Below are 23,991 nucleotides of genomic sequence, written 5' to 3'. Positions count from 1 at the left end.
CTCCGGAATCACTCGCCACGGCGCAGTCGGTCCAGCGCCAGGCGTTCCTGATCGGTGAACGAGGGGCGCTGTGTCATGCGCTTGCGCCCGCGAATGATCTGCCACCAGACGCCTGCACCGATCAGCAGCAGCAGGAAGGGGCTGGCCCACAGCACTGCCGTATTGGCCTGCAGTGGCGGTCGATAGCGCACATAGTCGCCGTAGCGCTGCACCATGAAGTCGACGATTGCTCCGGCCTGCTGGCCGTCGCGGGTCATCTCGTAGACCCGGCGGCGCATATCGGCGGCAAGCGCGGCATTGGATTCATGGATGGTCTCGCTCTGGCAGACCGTGCAACGCAGCTCACGGATCAGGGTCTGGTACTGCCGCTGCTGTGCCTCGGTCTCGAACGCGACCGGTTCACCGATGGCTATCGCCAGCGCCAGCCCCGCCGGCAATAGCCAGGCGGTCAGGGCCGCCAGCCACCCTGCCGCCTTTCGGGGCAAAAGCGTAACGGGCCTCATCGTTTCTGCTCCGCCTTGAGTCGCTCGGCCAAGGGCAGCACCTCGTCGAGCAGGATCTGTCGCGTCAGCTGCCCGATGCGCTTGTAGCGGATCACGCCTTGGGTATCGAGCAGGTAGGTTTCCGGCGTGGCGTAGACGCCCCAATCCATGCCGACGTCACCCGTCGGGTCGTAGGCGATGGTCTGATAGGGATTGCCGCTGACGCTGAGATAGCGCAGGGCCGTTTCGCGATCGTCGCGGTAGTTGAAGGCATAAATGGGGATGTCGCCCCGAGCCAGCTCCATGAGCAGGGGCTTTTCGGCCCGGCAGGTGGTGCACCAGGAGGCCCAGACATTGACCAGGGCCACCTCGCCGATGAAATCCTGCTCGGTCAGTGTCCTGTTGCCGTCCTCCAGAGACTCGAGCTCGAAGCTCGGGGCCGGCTTGCCGATCAACGGTGAGGGTAGCTCGCGAGAGTTGAGACCCAGACCGAGGAACAGCAGCCCGACCAGGGCCACCACCGCCACCAGCGGCAACAGCAGACGAATTCGCATCAGATGGCTACCCCCTTTGTCTCGCCAACCTGTGGCGCAACGTGAGCAGGACGCGTCTCGCTCCTGAGACGACGGGAAAGACGGTAGCGCTTGTCCGAGGCCGCCAGCAGCCCGCCTAAGGCCAGCAGGATGGCGCCGCTCCACATCCAGAACATGTAGGGCTTGTAGTAGAGCCGGAAGCTCCAGGCGTCACCCTCCAGCCGCTCGCCCAACGAGACGTAGATGTCGCGGGTCGGCGCCCGGTGCAGCGCGGCCTGGTTCATGGGATTGGCGGGCTGGGTATCGTAGTAGCGCCGTTGCGGCATTAGGGTGGCCACCGGGCGTCCGACGCGGGTCACCGCGAGGGTGGCCTGGTCAGCATCCCAGTTGGCGCCGCGCAAGGCCTCGATGCGCTGCAGGGTAATGTCGTAGTCCGCCACCGAGGCGGTCTCGCCTGGCTCAAGGCGCACGTCGCGCTCGACCTCGTAGCTGTTGACCATGGCGATGGCCACCACCACCATCGCCAGGCCCACGTGGGCCAGGTGCATACCCAGAAAGCTGGGCCGCGCGACCCTTTTCATCCGGACCGACAGCGGCTGCTGCGCGCTGCCCAGGCGCTTGTGGATATCGAGCAGCGCGGTGACGACGATCCACACCGCCAGCATCAGCGAAAGCGCGGTGAGCGGCCGCCAGGTTCCTACCGCCAGCGGCCATAGCCCACCGGCGATCACACTGGCCACCAGCGCCCAGCGCAACCGCCTGAAGGTCTCGCGCGGGTTGCTCTGCTTCCACATCACCGAGGGTCCCAGGCCGATCAGGAAGAGCAGCGGCAGCATCAGGGGGGCAAAGACCGTATCGAAGTAGGGGGGGCCCACGGAGATCTTGCCCAGCCCAAAGGCGTCCAGCGCCAGCGGATATAGGGTGCCGATGAAGACGGCGGCACAGGCCACCGCGAGCAGCACATTGTTGGCGAGCAGCAACGACTCACGGGAATACCAGGAGAAGGCCCCGCCGAGCCCCACCCGTGGCGCCCGCCAGGCATAGAGGGTCAATGACCCAAGCAGGGTCAGGGTCAGCATGCCCAGGATGAACACCCCGCGTTCCGGATCGGTGGCGAAGGCATGGACCGACGTGATGACACCGGAGCGGACGATGAAGGCACCCAGCACGGTCAGCGCGAAGGCGAGAATGGCCAGCATCAGGGTCCAAACCTTGAAGCCGCCACGCTTCTCGGTCACCGCCAGGGAGTGAATCAGGGCAGTGACGATCAGCCAGGGCAGAAAGGAGGCATTCTCGACCGGGTCCCAGAACCACCAGCCGCCCCAGCCCAGCTCGTAGTAGGCCCACCAGGAGCCGACCGCGATACCCAGGGTGAGAAACACCCAGGTCACGATGGTCCAGGGACGCGACCAGCGGGCCCAGGCGGCATCCAACCGCCCACCGAGCAGCGCGGCGATGGCGAAGGCGAAGATGATCGCCGTGCCCACATAGCCCATGTAGAGCAGCGGCGGATGCACGATCATCCCGGGATCCTGCAGCAGCGGGTTCATGCCGCGACCCTCGTCGGGGCCGGGGACGATGCGATCGAAGGGGTTCGAGGTGAACACCGTGAAGGCGATGAAGCCCACCGCGACCATGCCCAGCACGCCCAGCACCCGCGCCTGCATTTCCTGCGGCAGCGAGCGGCTGAAGCGCGCCACGGCCAGACCCCAGGCAGCGAGAATCAGCACCCAGAGAAGCAGAGAGCCTTCATGGCCTCCCCATACTGCGGTAACCTTGTAGATCAGCGGCTGGCTGAGGCTCGAATTGCTGGCAACGTAGCGCACCGAAAAGTCGCTGACCACGAAGGCCCAGGTCAGCACCGCGTAGGCGGTCGCCAGCAGGACGAACTGGCCGGCAGCCAGAAAACGTCCCGAGCGCATCAGCCGCGGGTCGCCGACCTGAGCGCCCAGCAGGGGTAGCAGGCTCTGGGCCAGCGCCAGGCAAAGCGCCAGGATCAACGCGAAGTTGCCGAGTTCTGCCATCATGGCGCCGCCCCCTCTTCCTCGACACTGCCGGATAAAGCCCCCTTGGGGGCTGCAGCGCGCTTCCTGTGTTACCGACCGAAAGCGCCGGATGGCGGGACTCGGTCTGCTCAGGAGGCATAGTCGAAGGTCCGGCCAATAAAATCCATGCCAAATGCATCTTTAGCTGACCCATATCAAACCTTGGGTCAGTGGGGGGCTAGAGCCCTTGCGATGCAGTAAAACGGTGGCCGCTTGGCCGACCGATATCGCCCTGCCGGGCGAGCCATCCATGCGAGGAGAGTGACGGTGGCAGTACTGCTGTTCCATCTGCGCAACGTGCCCGAGGAGGAAGCCGAGGAAGTTCGACGGCTGCTCGACGAGCACGGCCTGGAGACGTTCGAGACCCGCGCCGGCTTCTGGGGTCTGGGTGTGGCCGCGATCTGGCTGCGCGACCAGAACGAGCTGGCACGGGCCCGGGCACTGATCGATGCCTACCAGCACGCGCTCGGCGAGCGGGTGCGGCACGAGCATGATGCCCTCGCCGCCCGCGGTGAGGCGCCCACCCTGTGGCGCCGGCTGGCGCGCCAGCCGATCCGTACGCTGCTGCTCGCCCTGCTCGCCGCCGCCGTCCTCGCCCTCTCGCTGCTGCCCTTCGTGTGGCTGTTCGATTGACCCTCATCCGGATGCTGTGGCCCGCTTCGTATGATGACCGATTAACTCGATCCAGGGTGGCAAGACACCAGCTGCCGGGTTTCACTGAAGAGACCCTGTCATTGCATGAGGAGGCACTATGCAGAACGAACCGGTGTTGTTTGCCCTTGAGGGCAGCCAGGAATTCGGGGAGTCGGTAGCTTCCCGGCTGGACATCGAGCTCGCCTCCCACGAGGAGCGCCACTTCGAGGATGGCGAGCACAAGGCGCGCTCCCTCGTCGATCTCCACGGGCGGGATGTCTATGTCCTTCACACCCTCTTTGGCGACGAGACCTCCAGCGTCAACGACAAGCTGGTGCGGCTGCTGTTCTTCCTCGGGGCGGTGAAGGATGCCGGTGCCCGGCGTGTCACCGCCCTGGTTCCCTATCTCGCCTATGCGCGCAAGGACCGGCGCACCAAGGATCACGACCCGGTGACGACCCGCTATGTCGGGCAGCTCTTCGAGGCCCTGGGCACGGACTGCATGGTGGCGCTGGAGGTCCACAACCGGGCCGCCTTCGACAACGCCTTTCGCTGCCGGACCGAGCACCTCGAAGCCCACGAGCTCTTCGTGGACGCCTTGCAGGAGTATCAGGATGACGATCTGGTCATCGTGTCTCCCGATACCGGCGGCGCCAAGCGCGTGGATCGATTCCGCGACGCCTGGGAGGCACGCACCGGCAACCGACCGCCCAGCGCCTTCATGGAAAAGCAGCGCAGCGAGGGCGTGGTGTCGGGCGAGGCCGTGGTCGGTGACATGTCGGGCAGGGTGGCGATCATCGTCGACGATCTGGTCGCCGGCGGCACCACCCTGCTGCGGGCCGCCCAGGCCTGCCGAGACAAGGGCGCCACAGAGGTCCACGGGGTGATCACCCACGCCCTGTTCGGACCGGGCTCGGAGAAACTCTTCGATGCCGAGGAGCTGGACCAGCTGCTGATCACCGACAGCGTCAAGCCACGCCTGGCGATGCCTACTGAGGGCAAGGGCAGGGTGACGGTCATTCCGGTAGCCGAGCTGTTCGCCCGGGCCGTCACCACGCTTCACGGAACGTAGGCTTCACTCGGGGGCGGGAAGATTCGTCTTATGAACGCAGAGCCCTCAGGCCCCGCTCCAAATAGTCGCCTGTAATACGAGCCCAGGGCTTGCGGTGATCCTCCCGTTCCAGGTGGCGGGCGGCGAGAACAGCCCAGAGAAGGGCTCGATACGCCGTATAGAGTCCCACCAGGCTATCGGGAGCCGGATCCCCGGTCTGCTCCCGGTAGGCGTCGAGGAACTGGCTGCCGATCCAGGCAGCGTCGCGCTTCTGGCACTCCATGGCGAAGAAACTCAATTCCTCCAGCGGGTCCATGAGGCGTAGCTCGGGGTCGAATTCCAGTCGGTCGATGAATACCGGCTCATCCCCGAGCGCATCACCGAGATAGACATGCTCGGGGCGCAGGTCACCGTGGACGTCCCTCCGGAACCGCCGCGCGAGTTGCCGGCGCTGCGATGAAAGGCCCTCTCTCAGGGCATCACCCAGGGCCGTCGCCTCGTCATCGACATCGACCGGCAAGACCGCCAGTTCCTCCAGCCATTCGCCGACCTTCACCTCCATATCGTCGACCTCGACGCGTCGCCTGGCCTCCTGGCCGGCATAGAATCGCGCCAGCTGCCTGGCCGCCTTCTCCACATCCCGAGCCCTGACCCGATCCTCGTCCAGACAGGCCTCGAGATTCCATTCATCGGGCAATCGCCACATCTTCACCAGGTACTCGATCGGCTCACCACGCCCTTCCAGATTGAGGCCATCCCGGGGATCCTCGGCCAGGGTCACCACGCCTTCATAGACGGAGGGCGCCAGCTCGGAATTCAGCCTGACTTCGGTTTCGCAGTTGCGCCGCCGTGCCTCCAGGGTGCTGAAATCCAGGAAGTCATAGCGCAGGGGCTTTTTGAGCTTGTAGACATGCTCATCGGTCAGGAAGACGCAGGAAAGGTGCGTCTCACGCAGCTCCACGTCCGAGGTCGGCTCGGGATAGCTCTCCGGGCAATGCAGAAAGCGCAGGACGGCGGATTGGTCGTCCTTCCTTTTCCGGAGTGGCTGGTCTGGTGGTCTCGCTGCCATCGATGCTGGCTCTCCGTGGAGGTGGCTGGCCCTGAATGGTGAATCCTCATCCCTGCGGGATCGAGGGCCGACTAGCGACGTTTCCCGGGATCGAACAGCAGGATGAAGATCAGGCCGAACAGCATACCGGCCAGATGGGCGAAATTGGCCACGCCCTGCTGGGTACCGAAGACACCCGCCAGCAGCTGGAAAATCCCCAGGAAGATCACGAAATACTTGGCTTTCATGGGGATCGGCGGGATCAGCAGCACCACGATCTGGTTGGGAAACTTCATGCCGAACGCCAGCAGGATGGCAAAGACGCCCCCCGAGGCGCCCACGGCGGGGACCGGCGGAATCATCCCGATGGCGGACAGCATCAGCTGCACCACCGCGGCCCCCACGATGCAGAAGCCGTAGAAGGCAGCGAAGCGGGCCGACCCCCACTCGCGCTCGATGGGGCCACCGAACATCCACAGCACGAACATGTTGATAAATAGATGAAGCAGGCCTCCATGAAGGAAGGCGTAGGTCACCAGCTGCCAGAGATGAAACTCACCCGTCTCCGTGCCAGGAGGAAGCCCGGCGTCCAGAGGCTCGATCAGGGGCCAGAGGGCCAGGAATTCCATGCCCAGGTAGGGGGCGCTCAACAGGACCAGATAGATCAAACCGTTGGCAAGCAGCAGCGTGATCACCACCGGTGTCGGGCCGCGAACAGTGGCCTCTTTTCTATCCTCTTCCATGGCTATTCGACTCGAAAGGCAAGCCCCGATCACCGGGGGAGGGGGGGGGGTAAGGGTCGCTCAGAAGGCGTATCGCAAGGGCCCGGTGATCAAGGCTGGTCGGCATCGGCGCCGAATCGCATCTCCTCGCGCAATTCCTTCAACCGGGGACGAAGATCCTCGCCCAGCGACTCCAGCTGGGGACGAGCGAAGTAGAAGCCCTGCTGACGCGTGATGCCGTTGCGGCCCAGCCACAGGGCCTCCTCGCGGGTCTCCACGCCCTCGGCCATCACCAGGATGCCTAGCTCGTCGGCCAATCCCTTGACGGAACGCACCAGCACCTGGCGGCGGATGTCGACATCGCAGCCCTTGATCAGCTCGCGATCGATCTTGAGCCGGTCGGGATGCAAGTCGGTGAGCAGGTCCAGGTTGGCGTAGCCGTTGCCGAAATCGTCCAGTGCCGTGGTGAATCCCATGGCATGGTAGGTCTCGAGGATATTGCGCAGGTGCTGGCGATCCTGCACCTTTTCCGTCTCGGTGATCTCGAAGATCAGACGCTGGGTCGGCCAGCCGACCCGCTCGGATATCTCGAGGGTGGCCTGGATGCAGGCCTCGGGCTCATAGACGGCGTTGGGCAGGAAGTTGATCGAGAGATTTTCCTGCATCTCGAGCCGACTGGCGAGCTCGATGGCACGTACCCGGCAGGCCTGGTCGAAACGGTAGAGAGTATCATCCGTGACCCGGGAGAGAATGCTCCAGGCCGACTCACCGTTCGGCCCTCTCACCAAGGCCTCGTAAGACAAGGTCCGCGCCTTGGCCAGGTCGATGATGGGCTGGAACGCCATGGTGAACTCGAAGGGCAACTCGCCGTCGCAGCGCCCGCATTCTCCTGCGACTCGTGCACAGTTCGACATTGGCGACTCCTTATTCAGTATTTGTCGGTAACTTCCTCGCCGAACGGGCCATGGAAACGTCGGCCTGACCGAAGACAGATACCAACGACCCCACTATCCCAAGCGCGAGGGGGTGACGCAACACGTCCCGGGCAGGCGCAGTGTCGTGACATCGGACAGTTCACCCCGTCCCGGCAAGGGTGTAATGTCGTCATTGGCCTCACCATAACATGCCAGCCCTTGAACACCCTGGCAGGAGCTTGCGCGTGCCCGACACCCATTACAGTGATGCCGAGATCGCCGCCGCCCTCGACGCCTGTGCCCGTGAACCGGTGCACATCCCCGGTGCGATCCAGCCGATGGGCTGCCTGGTAAGCCTGGATGCCAACCTGGAGCGGATTCGCCAGGTCAGCGCCAATATCGAGGACTACCTGGGTATCAGCGTGGCGGATACCCTCGCCGGCGAGCCCAGGGAAGTGCTGGGGGCCGAGTTAATGGATCTGCTGGAAACTGAGCTGGTGAAGAAGGACAACTCTGCTTCCGTTCTCACCGCCACCGCTCAGGGCGAAATCCAGGACAAACATCGCCGCTACCACGTAGTGGCCTATCCCAGTGGCGACGCTTTCGTCGTGGAACTGGAATACCAGATGTGCCCGGATGGGCATCGGCTGCTGGACAAGGTAAACGACTGGCTGGTCGAAGTGGGGCAGATCGACGACATCAAAACCCTTCTCGATGCCCTGACGCGACGGGTGCAGGAGCTCACCGGCCACGAGCGGGTGATGGTCTATCGTTTCGACGAGCAGTGGAACGGCCGGGTGATCGCCGAGACCCGCCTGCCCGTGGCGGAGAGCTTTCTTGATCACCACTTCCCGGCCAGTGACATTCCCGCCCAGGTGCGCCGACTCTACGACATGAACAGGGTGCGCAGCATCCCCGATGCCTCGGCGGCGGCGGTGCCCCTGGTGCCGCCCTGTGGCCCTGATGAGGCGGCGCCACTGGACATGTCCCGGGGAGTGCTGCGCGCCGCCGCGCCGATTCACCAGGAGTACCTCACCAACATGGGCGTCGGCGCCTCGCTGTCGGTGGCCATGCACGAGGAGGGAAAGCTCTGGGGCCTGCTGGCCTGTCACGGCCTGGCGCCCAGACCACTGGAAGCCGATCTGCGAGATGCCCTGTGCGCCCTGGTGCAGATCGCCATGCCGCGGATGATGCTGCTTCGCGAGCGTGCTGATTCCCAGCTCCTTCACGGCGTTCATGACAGCAACGAGATTCTCTCCGATGAAAGCGGGCGCCTTCTCGGGCCGGATGGCCTGGTCGAGCGTCACGGCGAGCAATGGCTTGAGCTGCTGGGTGCCAGTGGCATCGCCCTCGTCACCGGAAAAGAGAGCAGTGGCATGGGCGCACTGCCGGCCGAGGAGAATCTGGTCGCCATGGCCGAGTGGCTGAGCCGTCACCAGCGTCACGACACCCCCTGGCACACCCAGGCGCTGGCCAGTACACCCCTGGCGCCCTGGCAGGAGGGCGATCTCTGCGGCCTGCTCGCCGTGGCCCTGCCTACCGAGTCGACCCACTGGCTAATGCTGTTTCGCCGTGAGCAGCGACACAGCAGGCGCTGGGCCGGCAAGCCCGAGGATACCCCCATGCTCCGCGACGGGCAGCTGATCCTGACGCCACGCCGCTCCTTTGCCCAGTGGCAGGATGTGGTCAGTGGGCACAGCCGCGCCTGGCGCGCCATCGAGTGCCGTGCCGCCGGCGACCTTGCCAAGAACCTCGCCGTGCTGACCTCCAGCCACGAGATCGCCCAGCTCAATGAAAGGCTTCATCATGCCAATCGCAAACTCAAGAGCCTGGCCTACACCGACAGCCTGACCGGTACCTGGAACCGTTACCGAATGGAGCAGGCGATCGATGCCGAGCTCAATGCCGCCATACGACACGACAGGCCCTTCGCCGTGCTCCTGTTCGACATCGACCACTTCAAGCACTTCAACGACACCCACGGCCACGAGGCCGGTGATGAGGTGCTGACGACCCTGTGCCAGGTCCTGCAGAACAACCTGCGACCCACCGACAACCTGGGCCGCTGGGGCGGCGAGGAGTTCCTGGTGCTGGCCAGCGATTGCGACCTGATCGGCGGCGTGCATCTCGCCGAGCGTCTCAGGCAGAGCACCGAGGAGCTGGACCTGGGCAATCTGGGCGGCGTGACCATCAGCGTCGGCGTGGCCGCCTGGCGACCCGGCGAAAGCCGCAAGACCCTGGTCGCTCGGGCCGACCGCGCCATGTACCAGGCCAAGGAAGGCGGCCGCAACCGGGTGGAGCAGGCCCCGGACAGCGCCACCCAGGCATGAGGCTCCGGCCATAAAGCTCATGCCCTGAAGACCGGACCACGAACGACCATGCCCCCACCGGTGAGCCCGACGGGGGCATGGGAGAACATGCAGGCGTCAACGACGCCCGGCGCGTCGGATCAGTGGCGGATGATGTAATCGAAGGCGCCGAGGGCGGCCTTGGAGCCCTCGCCCATGGCGATGACGATCTGCTTGTAGGGCACGGTGGTCACGTCGCCGGCGGCGAAGATGCCCGGTACGCTGGTCATGCCGTGGGCGTCGACCACGATCTCACCACGCTCGGAGAGCTCGATGGGCGAATCCTGCAGCCACTCGGTGTTGGGGACCAGGCCGATCTGCACGAACACCCCCTCCAGCTCGACCTTGCGTATCTCGCCGCTGGCACGCTCCTCGTAGGTGAGACCGTTGATGCGCTTGCCGTCACCGTTCATCTCGGTGGTGCGGGCGCCGAGGATGATCTCCACGTTGGGCAGGCTGCGCAGTTTCTTCTGCAGCACGGCGTCGGCGCGCATCTCGTCCATGAACTCGATCAGCGTCACGTGGCCGACGATGCCGGCCAGATCGATGGCTGCCTCGACGCCGGAGTTGCCGCCGCCGATCACCGCCACACGCTTGCCCTTGAACAGCGGGCCGTCGCAGTGGGGGCAGTAGGCCACGCCCTTGTTACGATACTCGGCCTCGCCGGGCACGCCTGTCTCGCGCCAGCGGGCGCCGGTAGCCAGCACCAGGGTCTTGCTCTTCAGGCTGGCGCCGGACTCGAACTGCACCTCGTGTTCGTCGCCCGGCTGGCCCGGCACCAGCTTGACCGCCCGCTGCAGGTTCATGATGTCGACCTCATACTCCTTGACGTGCTCCTCCAGCGCCGCGGCCAGCTTGGGGCCCTCGGTACGGGGAACGGAGATGAGGTTCTCGATGCCCATGGTGTCGAGCACCTGGCCGCCGAAGCGTTCGGCAGCAACGCCGGTGCGGATGCCCTTGCGCGCGGCATAGACAGCCGCCGCGGCGCCGGCCGGGCCACCGCCGATCATCAGGGTATCGAAGACCGGCCGGTCATTGAGCTTGGCGGCCTCGCGCTCGGCAGCGCCGGTATCCACCTTGGCCAGGATCTGCTCCAGGCTCATGCGCCCCTGGTCGAACGGCTCACCATTGAGGTAGACGCTGGGCACCGACATTATCTCCCGTGCTTCCACCTCGTCCTTGAACAAGGCGCCGTCGATGGCAACGTGGTGAATGCCCGGGTTGAAGATGGCCATCAGGTTAAGCGCCTGGACCACGTCCGGACAGTTCTGGCAGGAGAGCGAGAAGTAGGTCTCGAAGCGCAAGTCACCCTCGAGGCCCTTGATCTGCTCGATGACCTCATCGGAGGCCTTGGGTGGATGGCCGCCGACCTGCAGTAGCGCCAGCACCAGGGAGGTGAACTCGTGACCCATGGGCAGCCCGGCGAAGACGACTCCGGTTTCCTGACTCTGGCCGGTCTCCTCGCCGGGGCGGTTTAGCGCGAAGGAGGGACGACGGGCGTCCTGGCCATCGAGCTTCAGGGTGATCTTGTCGGTCAGGCCGACGATATCGGTCAGGAGACCGTGCAGTTCCTTCGACTTGGCGCCGTCATCGAGGGACGCGACGATCTCGAAGGGCTGGGTGACCTTTTCCAGATAGGCCTTGAGCTGAGTTTTCAGATTGTCGTCCAACATGACAGCGGCATTCCTTCATGTTCGGGTAAAGAGAAGACATGGGCTCGACGTGCGCTCACCGACCGGCGTCGCAGAACCTCATGCTGGCAGGGCTTAATCTTGCAGGGCTTTGGTTTCCCGGACCCGCCCGGGCAGGGGATGGCCGGGCGGGTACAGGCGAGACCGGGACTGGCCTCGCCGGCAGGGGCAGGTCGCTTAGATCTTGCCGACCAGGTCCAGAGAGGGAGAGAGGGTCTCTTCGCCTTCTTCCCACTTGGCCGGGCAGACTTCGTTCGGGTTGGCGCGCACGTACTGGGCGGCCTTTACCTTGCGCAGCAGTTCCTCGGCGTTGCGGCCGATATTGCCGGCGTTCAGTTCGATGATCTGGATCTTGCCGTCCGGATCGACCACGAAGGTGCCACGCTCGGCGACGCCGGCGTCTTCGATCAGCACCTCGAAGTTGCGCGAAATGGTGTGGGTCGGGTCGGCCAGCATCGGGTACTGCAGCTTGTTGATGGTCTCGGAGCTGTCGTGCCAGGCCTTGTGGGTGAAGTGGGTATCGGTGGAGACACTGTAGATCTCGACGCCCAGCTTCTTGAATGCCTCGTAGTTGTCTGCCAGGTCACCCAGCTCGGTGGGGCAGACGAAGGTGAAGTCGGCCGGATAGAAGAAGAAGATGTTCCACTGACCCTTCAGGCTCTCCTCGGAGACGTCGATGAACTCGCCATTGTAGTAGGCAGTAGCCTTGAACGGCTTGACTTCGGTGTTCAGCAGCGACATTCGGTAGTGCTCCTTTCGACTTTCGTTTAATGGCTGTCGGCAATACGGGGCGCATGGTATCCCGTATCTCCCGATAGCGTAAATTGAGTGGCACCATGAAGTTGATAATTCAAGCCTATGGCCGGTGACGGGGGCGTCAGCCGATGCTCACCGCCTCGCCCTGGCGGTTGAAGGCCAGGAACTGCGAGATGTTGCCCATCTTCAGCGATTCCACCATACGGTTGAGGTGCTGCTCGGCCCGGGCCTGTGCATCCGAACCGGCCAGGGCCGCCACGAAGACGATGTCCCAGTCGGCGCCGGTCTCCCGGGATTCCGCCACCAGCGCGGCCATGTCGGAGAGCGCCTCGGGGGCCTTGTCGACGCAGACCACCGGAGTCAATACGCCCCCCTCGCCCTGCTCGAAGCGACGCCGCTGCTCCTCGTTGGGATGGTCCGGCAGTTCGGCGCGGGTGAAGACGAACAGCAGGCGCTGCGGCTCTGGCTGGGCGCGTGCTTCGTCCAGCAGGTCGGCAAAACAGGAAATGGCCACGGGCACTCCTTCGGATCGGGATGGTATCGTGGCAGGCAGCGTAACGGGCCGGCTCCGCTTCGAAAAGAGGGATTCGCGGCCCATACGACCCAGGTCACGTTCCGGAGCGCCAATGAATACCCCCGCCCCACCGCTGGCCCGTCAGCTGCGCGATGCCACCCGCGATGCCCACCGCGACCTCGACCATCACCCGGCTCTGCAGTGCCTGCTCGCCACCACCCTGACCCGGGAGGCATACGTCGCCTCACTGCTGGCCCTGTACCCTGCCCATGCGGCGTTGGAGCACAGGGTCTGCCGGGAGATCGCACGGCTCGGCCTGAGCCTCCAGGTGCCACGCCGGCTACCGCACCTCGCCGATGACATCGAAACCCTTGGCCTGGCACCTGAGGCGAGCGCCTCCGACCCCGGGCATCCCCCCGGCTCCCTCGCCACCCTTGCAGGGGAGCTCTATGTACTGGAGGGGTCGCGCCTGGGAGGCCGGGTGATCGCCGAGCGGCTTCGACGCACCCTGGGGCCCGATGTGCCACACGCCTTCTTCTCACTGGACATGGCCCCTGGCGAGTGGCAACGGCGCCTGGCCGAACTCGAGGCTCTCTGCCCGCCCGGGAACCAGGACGCCGCCGTGGTGGGCGCCCGTGAGGCGTTCGTGCGATTCCGGCATCAGTTGGACACTCGCTTCCGGGCCATACCGACACACCCGGCACCGGCCGTGGAGACAGGGCCGGCTGTGGACTTGTGAGACCGAATATAGCCGCTGCCAGACCCTCGATATCCCGACCCTTACCCGGTCACGATGATCATCAAGGGCGCCCCGCTTCTCGCTGTGAGTCACCGCCTCTTCCGCACGCCTCAAACAACAAGCGGCATACTTCAACTCGGGGTCTTGCAGTAGGGGCGGGCGCCGGATTAGTCAGGGGGTCACGGTCTCTACGATCATGGCGAGCTCGTTGTTTAGATCGTTAACTTGCCTCATCGATAGCGGCATAGGCCACCATCTCGATGAGCATCTCCTCGCGGGCGAACCCCGACACGATGATCGCGGCACGGTTGGGATAGGGGGCGCTGACGTAGTCAGAATAGAGGCGATTGACCGGGGCAAGGTCCTCGCGACGGGTCACGTAGATCAGCACCTGGGTCAGGCTGGCCATGTCGCCCCCGGCACAGACCAGGGTGTGGCGCAGGTTATCGAGGGTCTGGCGGGCCTGGGCCTCGATACCCCCAGCCACCACGGCGCCATCGTCGCCGATGGGGATCTGGGCGGTAAAGAGGATGCCGTTACCGATGACGGCCCACTCCAGCGGGGCCTTGGCGGCATAGAGGTCGGTGATGACGGGTTGGATCATGGGAGCAGTCTCGTCAGGATGAAAGGATCAGTCGTTGTCATTGACGCCGGCACCGGCGCCGCCCCGGGAGGCCTCACTGGATTCCACCAGGATGCGATGGGCCAACGTCTTGAGGCGCGCCCAGATGGCATCGTCAACCTCGATGCCTTCCTTGAGCGCCAGCTCTCGGCAGGCCAGGAGTTCCGACTCGGGATGATGGGCCAGCAGGTCGAGGTCGTGATCGGGATCCAGCGACGGCAGCAGATCCACATGGTTGGCCATCACCAGGGTGATGCCGTCGTTGGGCTCGTTCTCCTCGGGCACGTCGCGAACCGAGTAGACGCGCACCTCGGGGGTGGTATGGCCCGCGCGGAATCCCACTACCTGCTCGGTGAGGGGTACCTGGGCATTGCGCCAGAAGGCGGTGATGTTCATGCCACGTCCGGCCAGCCGCGACAGGTAACCCATGATCAGCTGGCGATTGTGGCAGCGCCGGATCTTGACCACCGAGAGCCCGCGGGCCCGTGCCTTGGCAAAGCCAAGCTCGGTGGCCAGGCTGATGCTGCGCAGCACGCTGTGGCCCTGGCCGTCGAGGACCGCCAGATCGCCGTCCTGATAGATGACCCGTGTCAGCGCCTCGGGATCTTCGGCGAGCAGATAGTCCAGCCCTCGGTTGAGCTGCTCGACGCCATGCAGGCCGTGACACTGCATCCAGGCGACCATGTCCGCTGCATCCGCGGCATCGCCATCCTCGAAACCGATCCCGCTGAACGCCTTGCGGCAAAGGCCCTGAAGTTCGTTGTAAGACACTTTCATTTGGCTATCACTCCCGAACGCCCATGGAATGACCTTGTATCCCCTCCCGGGCGGGCTCGAGGGGAAAGCTCCAGTCGTCAAAATCGGAGAGATCCTCCGGCTCGGCATTGAGCTCCTCAACCAGCGGTGCCCCCTGGAAGAGGGTGATCCGTACCCAGCGATCCGATTTGGGATCGAAACGGCTCGCGCCGAAGAAGGAGAGCTTGGTGCGCAGCAGGTGCATCGGCTTCATGTCGCGATGCCAGAGGTTCGCATGGATATCGCCATAGGGCGCCTTTACCAGCGTCTGGATGCGGCGCACGACTTCCTTGTGGCGAGGATGCTCGAGCAGGAAATCGACCACCGTGGCCCGCGGGTGGGCCTCGAGGAAGGCGCAGACTCGCTGGTGGGCGCGCGCCACCCGGGGGCCGATCGCCAGGGGCATCTCCTTCTCCGCACCGGCTTCTTCATGGCGAACCCCGAGCCGCGGCTCTTCCTTCTCGGCGGAGCGATACCAGAACCAGTAGGAACCCTCGCGACTCGCGTAGTCATGCGCCAGGGCCCAGCCATAGTGGGTCTCGATCAGCTGGCGGAGCCTTATCAGGGGCATGTCAGGCTCGAGGTCGAGGTTCTCCACCACCCCCATTCGATCTTCCAGGGCATCCACCTGATCCGGATAGAGCTCGATCAACAGCGTATTGATCAGCTCCTGGGCTTCCAGCGGCAGGGTCCGGGCACTCCACTCGACCAGCTGGTGCCACAGGTCCGGATCCAGCGGAACACTGGAAAGCCAGGTCAGCACATCGGGCAGTGCGGCCACGGTGGCCGCATTGCGCTCGGACTGCTCGGCATCCTCGGTCACCGTCTCGTCGAAGTGCGTCAGGGCGCGTCTCGTTAACGCGATCAGACGGGCACAATCGGCCTCCTCGGGCACCTGGCGCAGGGCCAGCGTCAGCGCTGTCTCCCGCTGGGCGATCCACTGAGCGATCAACTGGGGGTGGTTGATCAGGAAGGGGGCCATGCCCAGCCCCGTGGAGTTACCGATGCCCAGGTAGCGACGTAGTTCGGTAGCAAGCCCACAGGCGGTGTCGGGAGACTGGCAGGCCGCCAGGTGCTCGACCTGCTCGATGGAGAAGTGGCGCAGCAGGTAGACCCCGGCCATCTGCGCGGAGAAGGGCCGCCGGAAGTCGGGGTTGTCAATCAATCGGGCAAAGTCGGCGATGCCGAACTTGCCGTTACCGTAGACCGCCGTGGTGCGATAGAGATAGCCGACCCGGGTCAGCCAGGCGGGGTCGGGCTGATCGCCTTTCGACAGGGCCTCGACGAAGTGGGAGAAGTTACGCAGGCTCTTGTTGGCCCTCGACAGGACCAGCACCCTGGGGTGCTGGCGTCCCGCTTCCTGCAGCGGCACGTTGGCGGCCATCTGTTCCAGCAGGCTGTCGTCGACGTCGCCCTCCACCATGCCGAAGGTCACATCCCAGGCCTCGGCGATGACCCGGTCGGAGCGCTGCGCATCATCCAGCGGCTGGGCAAACATTACCCCGTGGTAGCGGCCATGGGGCGTCTGCAAGCGATAGATGGCCGTACCGTTGCCATTGGCGTCCAGGTCGAAGCGAACTCGGCTGATCTGCCACCGCTGGCGGGCCATCTGGCGCACCAGGCTGCGCACGAAGCTCAGTCGAGTGGCATGCAGACTGCCGAGCCGCTCGAGTCGCATCACCTCATCGGCAGGACGCAGACCCATGGGCGTCGCCGCCAGGCTTTCCACATCAGTCATTGACGATCACCTTGGGACGAGTGGTGAGACCCTGCTGACGCGCCATGGCATAGGCCGCCTGGGGTCCGGTCCACAGTGAGGGCAGCAACACCAGCGAGACGGGAATCGCGGTGATCACGATGAACTGCTGAAGCACGCCGATCTGGCCGGACCCCATGTACAGCAGGATGGCGGCCATCAACGACATGGACACGCCCCAGAAGACGCGTACACCGACATGGGGCCGATCATGCCCGGTGCAGACCACGGCAATGGCGTAACTCATGGAGTCGCCGGTCGTCGCCACGAAGATGGTGGTCAGCAGCAGGATGGCCAGGGCCATGAAGGTGCCGCCCGGAAGAGCTTGAGCGACCGTCAGGGTGGCAACATCGAACTGGAAGTTGTTCAGCGCCTCGGTCAGGTCGAACACCTCGGTCAACTGATAATGAATCCCCGAGCCGCCCAGCAGGGTGAACCAGACGGTCGTGGCGATGGGCGCCATGACCGCCACGGCGAGAATCATCTGGCGGATGGTGCGCCCGCGAGAGATCCGCGCCACAAAGATGGCCATCAGCGGGCCGTAGCCGATGAACCAGGCAAAGAAGAATACCGTCCACCACTGCATCCACCAGGCCGGCGCGGTTTCCGAGGTTATGGTGGCCATGGCCAGGAAGGAGCTGATGTACTCGCCGAAGCCCTGCAGGTAGGCGTTGGTCAGGAAGAGGGTGGGGCCGAAGAGGAAGATCACCGCGGCGATACCCAGTGCCAGGAAGACATTCAGACGACTGAGCAACTGAATGCCCTTGTTGATACCGGTGGCGGCCGAGGTGACATAGAGCGCCCCCAGTACCACCAGGATCACCAGCTGGGTGCCGTACCCCTCGGCAGTCCCGACCAGCTCATGCAGCCCGAAACTGACCTGGGTGGCCAGGAAGCCGATCGGCCCGACGGTGCCCGCCACGACAGCGATCACGCAGCAGGCATCGACCACCCCGCCGAGCCAGCCACCCATCACACGCTCGCCGAAGACCGGATAGAGCAGCGTCCGGGGCTGCAGCGGCAAGCCCTTGTCATAGTGGGAATGGGCCAGTACCACGGCAGTCAACGAGCCGAGTACCGCCCAGGCCAGGAAGCCCCAGTGCATGAATGACTGCGCCAGGGCACCGGCCACCGCTTCCACGGACCCCGCCTCGGTGTCGAAGGCGGGCGGCGTGACCACGAAGTGATAGACCGGCTCGCCGGCGGCGAAGAAGACGCCACCCCCGGCCAGCAGGGTACACATGATGATCGATAGCCACTTGAAGGTACTCAGCTCGGGCGTGTCGAGCCCCCCGACCCTGGCGCTGGCGGCCGGCGAGATGGCGAGCCCCATGGCGATGAAGAAGGTCAACAGCAGCAGCAGCTGGAAGTAGGAGCCGAGCATGGCGGCCGTCCAGGCGAAACCGTTGCCGATGGCAGCGGCCACACCGTCGACGTCGATGATCGACCAGACGACGAACAGCACGACGAAGCCGATACTGAGCCCCAGGACGACGGGATCACCGAAGCGGTTGGCGTGGCCGGATGTCGGCCTTTCCGATGCATGATTGTCAGGCGTACTCATGGTGTTTTCCTTGTTATGAAGAACCGCTATGGGATGAAGCGTGCAGACAGGGGAAATCAGGCCGTGGCAGGAGTGGCGGCACGCTCGAGCAGCGCCACCCAGTTGCGGCCCATGATGCGTTCGACCTCGGCCTCGTCGAAGCCGCGCTGGCGCAGCCCGGCGATCAGGTTGGGGAAGTCGCGGCTGTCGCGCAGCCAGGTCAGCGGGCGTGGCCAGCCGGCATTGCTGGCGCTGCCCTCGCCGTAGTCCATTTCCTTGGACCAGCGCCCGTTACGCATCCATTCGAGCACCGAGACGGGCTGGTCCTGGCAGAGGTCGGTGCCAAGGCCCACATGCTCGATCCCCATGAGATCCACGGTCCGCGCGATCATGTCGCAGTAGGTCTCCAGGGTGCAGTCCGGCCCATCCTTGAGGTGGAACGGGTAGGCCGAGAAGCCCAGCAGGCCATCGCACTCGGCGATGGCCGCTAGCACGCGGTTCGACTTGTTGCGCTTGGCCGGGTGGAAGAACTCGGGGTTGGCATGGGAGATGATCACCGGACGCTCGGAGAGCTCGATGGCCTCGAGGGTGGAGCGCTCAGCGCTGTGGGACATGTCGATCACCATGCCGACACGGTTCATCTCGCGGATCACCTGCCGTCCGAAGCGCGTGATGCCGCTGTCCTCGCTCTCGTAGCAGCCGCAGGCCAGCAGGCTCTGGTTGTTGTAGGTCAGCTGCATGATCATCAGGCCCAGGCGACGCATCACCGCCACCATGTCGATGTCATCCTCGATGGGTGAGCAGTTCTGGGCCCCCAGGAAGATGCCGACCTTGCCGGCGGCACGGGCCTGTTCGATATCGCCAGGTTCGTGGACCGGCATGATCAGGTCGTGATGCTGCTCGAAGCGACGGTTCCATTCACCGAGCCTGGAGAGGGTCTCGCGGGTGGTCTCGTGGTAGACCAGGGTGGCATGCACGGCATTCACGCCACCCTCGTGCATCTGCTGGAAGATCTCCCTGGACCAGTTGGAGTACTGCAGGCCGTCGACGGTCAGCATTGGCTTGGACATGGAACCCTCCTCAGGCCTTGACTCAGTTGGCTTTGACATAGCAGGTCTTGACCACGGTGTAGAACTCGCGGGCATAGCGACCCTGCTCGCGGGGGCCGAAACTCGAGTCCTTGCGACCGCCGAAGGGCACGTGGTAATCGGTACCCGCCGTGGCCAGGTTGACCATCACACAGCCGGTCTCGGCACGGGCCTTGAACTGGCTGGCGAGTTTCAGGGAGTTGGTGATGATGCCGGCGGTCAGGCCGAAGTTGGTGTCGTTGAGGGTCTCGATGGCCTCCTCGGCATCCGCGACCCTGATCACGCAGGCGATCGGGCCGAATACCTCCTCGCGGTTGATCGCCATGTCGTTGGTGGTCTCGGTAAACAACGTCGGCGCCATGTAATAGCCCTGGGTGTCACGCTCGAGGCGCTCGCCACCGAAGGCCAGCGTGGCGCCCTGCTCCTTGGCCCGCTCGATCCAGGCCAGGTTGGATTCCAGCTGGCGGGCGTCCGCGACCGGGCCGATCTGTACCCCCTCTGTGAGGGCATGGCCCACCGTCGCGCGGTCCAGTCGGGCGATGAGCTTCTCGATGAAGGCGTCGTGGACCGCCGCCGTGACGATCAGACGCGAGGACGCCGTGCATTTCTGGCCGGTGCCGGAATAGGCGCCGGCGAAGGCCGCCTCCACGGCCAGATCGAGGTCGGCATCGTCGGCGACGATCAGCGCATTCTTGGACCCCATCTCCAATTGGCATTTCACCAGGTTACCGGCGGTGGCCGCCGCCACACGCTTTCCCACTTCCAGTGAGCCAGTGAAGCTCAGGGCATCGATATCGGGGCTCGAGATCAGCGCATCGCCGACGCTGCTGCCAGGGCCCATCAGCAGGTTGAAGGTGCCGGCAGGCAGCGACTGGCGGCTGATGATCTCGGTCAACGCACAGGCGCTGGCCGGGACCAGATTGGCCGGCTTGAAGATCACCGCATTGCCGAAGGCCAGCGCCGGCGCGATCTTCCACACCGCGGTAGCCATGGGGAAGTTCCAGGGGCTAATCACGCCGACCACACCGACCGGTTCGCGACGCGTCTCGACCTCAACACCTGGTCGTACGGAATCCACCCGCTCGTCGATCTGGCGCAGCACCTCGGCGGCGTAGTAATGGAAGAACTGCGCCGAGCGATAGACTTCACCCACCCCTTCGGCCAGGGGCTTGCCTTCCTCGCGGGAAAGCAGTCGACCCAGCTCGTCCTTGCGGGCGACCAGTTCATCGCCGATGGCCATCAGCACCGCATAGCGCTTCTCCAAACCGGTCTTCGCCCACTCACGCTGGCCTTGCCTGGCCGCGGCGATGGCCTCGCCGACCTGGGCGACGCTGGCCTGGGCATAGTCTCCAATCAGGTCGCTGGTGTCAGAGGGATTGTGGTTGGCGATAGTCGACTCGCCAGCGAGCCACTGGCCAGCGATGAAAAGCGGATAGGAATGGGACATGGGATACCTCCTTGATGACGTTGACGCCATCCTAGGAGAGTGGCCAAGATAAGAATAATCAATAAATCAGATAAAATGATCAGGAAGACTTACCATGCTGCCCGAACTGAAGATCCAACCGCTTCGCTGCGTACTGGCCATCACCGACCAGGGCGGGTTCCATGCCGCTGCCAAGCACCTTTACCGCAGCCAGCCCGCGATCTCCATGGCGGTCCGCGACCTGGAGGAACGCCTCGGACAGTCCCTCTTCGAGAAGGGCAATGGCAAGGCGCTGCTGACACCCTTCGGCCAATGGTGCCTGCCGCGCTTTCGCGAACTGGTCGCCCACCACGATCGCGTGAGCCACGATACCCAGGCCATGGCCAGTCATCAGGCCGGCCGGGTGGATATCGCGGCGGTGCCCTCGGTGGCCAGCCGGCTGATGCCCGGGATCCTGACAAGCTTCGTTAGCGAGTACCCGGGGATCGAGATCAGCCTGCAGGACGGTCACTCGGAGCTGGTGGCTCAAATGGTAATAAAGGGAGAGGTGGAGCTGGGGATCACTAGCCTCTGGCAGCCCCAGGAGGCGCTGGAGTCCACCCCGCTGCTGCATGATGAGATCGGTGTGGTGTGTCGGGACGATCATCCCCTGGCCGGACGCGACCACCTGCACTGGCGTGAGCTGTCGGGATATACCCTGATCCGCAACGGTACCTCGCGTCTGCTCGTCGGCTCACCGGCCGCTGAGCTGGTCAGGCACAGTTCGCTGTTCATCTCCAACATGATTTCGCTGACGGCGATGCTCGAGGCCGGCATCGGCATCACTACCCTGCCCCGCCTGGCCTTCCAGGAAGAGCATGCGCGGTTGTGTTTTGTGCCTCTTGCCGAACCCCTTCTGGTGCGCCAGATCGGCTTGTTGTGCAGAGCGGGCGTGAGCCTCTCCCCGGCAGCGGCCGCCATGCGGCAGCACGTGATGGATCACCTCAGGGAACAGGAGGAATGCTAGAGTGGCGAGGAGCGATGACGCCGGGTGATGACAATGGGTCTGTATCGTCGGACTCGACCTCGAAAGCCCAAGCGGGCATGGTGGTCAACTAAGTATTCGCCATCAGGCGAACCCTGGAGGTAACCAGATTTCCGCCAGTCAGTTCACCCAACCCAAGGAGACAAACTCCATGTCGAACCGCCTCGCAAGACGCCTGTGCATGACCGCCCTGCTGTCGCTGCTGACCCTGGGTTCCCATGCCGTTGCCCAGCAAGCATCATCGGGAGCGGATGTGCGCACCGAACAGTTCCGGGACTGGGAGGTGATCTGTCCGCCCGCAGGCAACCAGGGCGCCTGCACCATGAGCCAGCTGGTCACCAACCCGAACAGCAACGACCCCCTGATGCGGGTGATCGTGGGCTACCCTCCCGAACTCGAGGGGCGCCCGGCAATGACCTTCCTGCTGCCGCTGGGCGTGCGACTCGCCGCGGGCCTGCAACTTAGCGTGGGCGACGGCGAGCCGGTCCAGTTTCCCTACCAGGTCTGCCTGGAACAGAGCTGCCGCGCCGACGTGCCGCTCGAGCCTTCACTGCTCCAGGCACTGCGTAGCGGCACCAGCGCGACCCTCAGCCTGATCGGGCCGCGCGGCAACCGCATGGACCTGGACATCTCCCTGATGGGCTTCACCGACGCCAGCGCGCGCATCGCGCCCTGACGCTCGACCCTGCCCCGCATTGACGAGAGCCCCGGCCATTGGCCGGGGCTCTCCTCGTTTGGCCTGTCGGACACTGCCAACCGCTCCAGCTAGATTCGTTCGAATCGCTCATTCAGTTTCATTTCAGCCTTTACGTCTAGGGTCGATGTTGTAAAGGACTTGTTCGATCGAGTGCGAGTCCTCTCCGAGAACAACGTGACTCTCGACGAGGACAATCCCTTTCGGCAGTAGGAGATCCCGGGGAGGGACGAGTGAGGATGAGAGACAGGGCTGACGCCGACCCGGCTCACGGCAAATTCGAGTAGAACACTCCTCAATGGAGAACGTCGGATGAAGATCGAGACCTTTCACGACCTGATCGACTGGACCCGGCGGCTGCATGGCCATCTGGCAGAGTGTCTGAAGCACTGTGCTACCCGGCAGGAGGAAAGCCGGGCCAAGTGGCTGCTGGAGTACCTTGCGGATCACGAGGCAACAATGGAACAGACCGTCGCCGGTTTCGAGAAACAGGCCGACCCGAAGGCCCTGCACACCTGGGTCTACGATTACCTGTCCCATTCCCCCATTACCCCGCACCAGGCGTGCCGTTCACCTTATGCCGAGATGAGTTTCGACGACATCTGCGGAGAAATCTTTGCGCTGCATGATCAGGTCCTCGAGCTCTATCGCTACCTGGAAGGCCGCGCCGAGATCCCTGAAGCGCGCGATCTGGTTCGCGAGCTCTTGAAGCTGGAGGAACACGAGTCGATGCGCCTGGCCCAGCAGATCAACCGAGCCCGGGAAATCTAGCCAGGTGATGAACAGGGACCATCATCCTGTCTCCCGGGAGGCAGGAGTAACCAGGCCTTTGGAGGATGGGAGTCGGTACCTGTTCTGGATATTGACCTCTGTGCAACACATTGCCGAGATAATGTAAGCAAGGGCCCTGAATGTGGCCCGGCAGCTCACCAGGAGAACGATCATGGAAATTCGCAAGCACACTCTCGCCTTCGGACTCGTCCTTGCGCTCGGTGCCAATGGTACCGGCGTCGCCTTCGCCCAGGACATGTCGGACAGTCAGTCCAGTCCGGGAGGCGGCATGATGAGCGGCAGCTCCAGCCAAGGCGGCATGATGCAAGACATGATGGGTGGCAGCCAGGGCGGCATGGGGCCCGACATGATGAAAGGCATGATGGGTGGCGGCCAAGGGGGTATGGGGCCCGGCATGATGAGTGGCGGAATGATGCCCTGCCCGATGATGGGAGGTGCCGGCATGGGCATGATGCAGGAGATGCTCGAGCCGAAGCAGCGCAACGAGATGCGCGAGCTGATGCAGGAGCACCGTCCGGCACAGTTTGAACGCATGGGGCGCCTGATGAATCTGCGCGATGACCTGATGGCGGAGATGCATGGCCAACGCCCGGACCCCGAGGAGGTCAAGACCCTGCATGGCCAGATGGCCGAGCTTCACGGCGAGATGATGGCCGAGATGGTGCGCATGCGAAATGCCATGCATGACCTCATGACCGATGAACAACGTCAGCAGCTTCAGCAGGCCACACCTGAGAGTGACGTCGATCCCGACGATCACGATGCCCATCACTGA

General features: G+C 64.3%; 23 protein-coding genes. 8 read left to right on the top strand and 15 right to left on the bottom strand.

Features of this window, described 5'->3' with window-relative positions:
• Positions 1–8 precede the first annotated feature (8 nt).
• Genes BMY30_RS04130 through BMY30_RS04120 form a run of 3 tightly spaced genes read right to left on the bottom strand, consistent with a single transcriptional unit; the run spans position 9 to position 3,042 of the window.
• The gene (locus tag BMY30_RS04130) at positions 9–503 is read right to left on the bottom strand and encodes a cytochrome c-type biogenesis protein (RefSeq protein ID WP_089710900.1); all 495 of its coding nucleotides are present in this window, start codon (positions 501–503) and stop codon (positions 9–11) included.
• Positions 500–1,036, bottom strand: a complete 537-nt coding sequence (locus BMY30_RS04125) for a DsbE family thiol:disulfide interchange protein (RefSeq protein ID WP_089710897.1) — start codon at positions 1,034–1,036, stop codon at positions 500–502. Before BMY30_RS04125 ends, BMY30_RS04130 begins: the two co-directional genes overlap by 4 nt.
• Complete coding sequence (locus BMY30_RS04120; protein WP_089710895.1) at positions 1,036–3,042, bottom strand: heme lyase CcmF/NrfE family subunit; 2,007 nt, start codon at positions 3,040–3,042, stop codon at positions 1,036–1,038. The genes BMY30_RS04125 and BMY30_RS04120 overlap by 1 nt, the downstream gene beginning before the upstream one ends.
• A 285-nt stretch (positions 3,043–3,327) precedes the next feature.
• On the opposite strand from BMY30_RS04120, the gene BMY30_RS04115 reads away from it, so the two are divergent.
• Positions 3,328–3,693, top strand: coding sequence for a DUF6164 family protein (locus BMY30_RS04115; RefSeq protein ID WP_089710894.1), 366 nt, complete (start codon positions 3,328–3,330; stop codon positions 3,691–3,693).
• A gap of 118 nt (positions 3,694–3,811) precedes the next feature.
• Complete coding sequence (locus BMY30_RS04110) at positions 3,812–4,765, top strand: ribose-phosphate diphosphokinase (RefSeq protein WP_089710891.1); 954 nt, start codon at positions 3,812–3,814, stop codon at positions 4,763–4,765.
• A gap of 28 nt (positions 4,766–4,793) precedes the next feature.
• On the opposite strand, the gene BMY30_RS04105 is transcribed toward BMY30_RS04110, so the two are convergent.
• From BMY30_RS04105 to BMY30_RS04095, 3 genes are all read right to left on the bottom strand, one after another.
• A complete protein-coding gene (locus tag BMY30_RS04105; RefSeq protein ID WP_139195466.1) occupies positions 4,794–5,813 on the bottom strand; it encodes a hypothetical protein in 1,020 nt (339 codons plus the stop codon).
• Between the two features lie 71 nt (positions 5,814–5,884).
• Positions 5,885–6,535 (bottom strand): rhomboid family intramembrane serine protease, encoded by a 651-nt coding sequence (locus BMY30_RS04100; RefSeq protein ID WP_089710888.1) that lies wholly within the window; start codon positions 6,533–6,535, stop codon positions 5,885–5,887.
• An 89-nt stretch (positions 6,536–6,624) separates the two neighbouring features.
• Positions 6,625–7,428, bottom strand: a complete 804-nt coding sequence (locus BMY30_RS04095; RefSeq protein ID WP_089710885.1) for an EAL domain-containing protein — start codon at positions 7,426–7,428, stop codon at positions 6,625–6,627.
• A gap of 245 nt (positions 7,429–7,673) precedes the next feature.
• Here BMY30_RS04095 and BMY30_RS04090 point away from each other — a divergent pair, with 245 nt between their 5' ends.
• Complete coding sequence (locus BMY30_RS04090; protein ID WP_170840070.1) at positions 7,674–9,758, top strand: sensor domain-containing diguanylate cyclase; 2,085 nt, start codon at positions 7,674–7,676, stop codon at positions 9,756–9,758.
• Positions 9,759–9,877: 119 nt separating this feature from the next.
• Here BMY30_RS04090 and ahpF read toward each other — a convergent pair whose 3' ends face one another.
• The 3 genes from ahpF to BMY30_RS04075 form a co-directional block, all read right to left on the bottom strand.
• A complete protein-coding gene (gene ahpF / locus BMY30_RS04085) occupies positions 9,878–11,449 on the bottom strand; it encodes an alkyl hydroperoxide reductase subunit F (protein WP_089710882.1) in 1,572 nt (523 codons plus the stop codon).
• A gap of 195 nt (positions 11,450–11,644) precedes the next feature.
• On the bottom strand, positions 11,645–12,208 hold the full coding sequence (gene ahpC / locus BMY30_RS04080; protein WP_089710880.1) for an alkyl hydroperoxide reductase subunit C: 564 nt from the start codon (positions 12,206–12,208) through the stop codon (positions 11,645–11,647).
• Positions 12,209–12,344: 136 nt separating this feature from the next.
• Positions 12,345–12,737 carry a ribonucleotide reductase subunit alpha gene (locus BMY30_RS04075; protein ID WP_089710878.1) on the bottom strand — a complete coding sequence of 131 codons (393 nt, stop codon included), beginning with the start codon at positions 12,735–12,737 and terminating at the stop codon, positions 12,345–12,347.
• Positions 12,738–12,849: 112 nt separating this feature from the next.
• Between BMY30_RS04075 and BMY30_RS04070 the strand changes: the two genes are divergently transcribed.
• Positions 12,850–13,476, top strand: a complete 627-nt coding sequence (locus BMY30_RS04070) for a biliverdin-producing heme oxygenase (protein WP_170840069.1) — start codon at positions 12,850–12,852, stop codon at positions 13,474–13,476.
• A gap of 220 nt (positions 13,477–13,696) precedes the next feature.
• Here the strand turns inward: BMY30_RS04070 and BMY30_RS04065 are convergent, their stop codons facing one another.
• The 6 genes from BMY30_RS04065 to BMY30_RS04040 are packed head-to-tail and all read right to left on the bottom strand — an operon-like array spanning position 13,697 to position 20,727.
• The gene (locus BMY30_RS04065) at positions 13,697–14,080 is read right to left on the bottom strand and encodes a RidA family protein (protein WP_089710875.1); all 384 of its coding nucleotides are present in this window, start codon (positions 14,078–14,080) and stop codon (positions 13,697–13,699) included.
• A 27-nt stretch (positions 14,081–14,107) separates the two neighbouring features.
• Entirely contained in the window at positions 14,108–14,875 is a 768-nt protein-coding gene (locus tag BMY30_RS04060; RefSeq protein ID WP_089710873.1) for an Ldh family oxidoreductase, read from the bottom strand.
• A 7-nt stretch (positions 14,876–14,882) separates the two neighbouring features.
• Positions 14,883–16,631, bottom strand: a complete 1,749-nt coding sequence (locus BMY30_RS04055; RefSeq protein WP_089710871.1) for a hypothetical protein — start codon at positions 16,629–16,631, stop codon at positions 14,883–14,885.
• Positions 16,624–18,213, bottom strand: coding sequence for a BCCT family transporter (locus tag BMY30_RS04050; RefSeq protein WP_089710870.1), 1,590 nt, complete (start codon positions 18,211–18,213; stop codon positions 16,624–16,626). Before BMY30_RS04050 ends, BMY30_RS04055 begins: the two co-directional genes overlap by 8 nt.
• Positions 18,214–18,269: 56 nt before the next feature.
• On the bottom strand, positions 18,270–19,262 hold the full coding sequence (locus BMY30_RS04045; RefSeq protein WP_170840068.1) for a dipeptidase: 993 nt from the start codon (positions 19,260–19,262) through the stop codon (positions 18,270–18,272).
• Between the two features lie 22 nt (positions 19,263–19,284).
• Complete coding sequence (locus tag BMY30_RS04040) at positions 19,285–20,727, bottom strand: aldehyde dehydrogenase family protein (RefSeq protein ID WP_089710867.1); 1,443 nt, start codon at positions 20,725–20,727, stop codon at positions 19,285–19,287.
• Between the two features lie 94 nt (positions 20,728–20,821).
• On the opposite strand from BMY30_RS04040, the gene BMY30_RS04035 reads away from it, so the two are divergent.
• The 4 genes from BMY30_RS04035 to BMY30_RS04020 all read left to right on the top strand — a co-directional run bounded on the left by BMY30_RS04035 (position 20,822) and on the right by BMY30_RS04020 (position 23,991).
• Positions 20,822–21,712, top strand: a complete 891-nt coding sequence (locus tag BMY30_RS04035) for a LysR family transcriptional regulator (protein ID WP_089710863.1) — start codon at positions 20,822–20,824, stop codon at positions 21,710–21,712.
• Positions 21,713–21,881: 169 nt separating this feature from the next.
• The gene (locus BMY30_RS04030; RefSeq protein WP_089710861.1) at positions 21,882–22,406 is read left to right on the top strand and encodes an invasion associated locus B family protein; all 525 of its coding nucleotides are present in this window, start codon (positions 21,882–21,884) and stop codon (positions 22,404–22,406) included.
• Positions 22,407–22,736: 330 nt separating this feature from the next.
• The gene (locus BMY30_RS04025; protein ID WP_089710859.1) at positions 22,737–23,195 is read left to right on the top strand and encodes an ATPase; all 459 of its coding nucleotides are present in this window, start codon (positions 22,737–22,739) and stop codon (positions 23,193–23,195) included.
• A 172-nt stretch (positions 23,196–23,367) separates the two neighbouring features.
• Positions 23,368–23,991 carry a Spy/CpxP family protein refolding chaperone gene (locus BMY30_RS04020; RefSeq protein WP_089710858.1) on the top strand — a complete coding sequence of 208 codons (624 nt, stop codon included), beginning with the start codon at positions 23,368–23,370 and terminating at the stop codon, positions 23,989–23,991.

Origin of the sequence: Halomonas daqiaonensis, from assembly GCF_900109725.1 — a bacterium.
Taxonomy (GTDB): domain Bacteria; phylum Pseudomonadota; class Gammaproteobacteria; order Pseudomonadales; family Halomonadaceae; genus Halomonas; species Halomonas daqiaonensis.
This window is presented reverse-complemented; position numbering and strand designations above follow the sequence as displayed.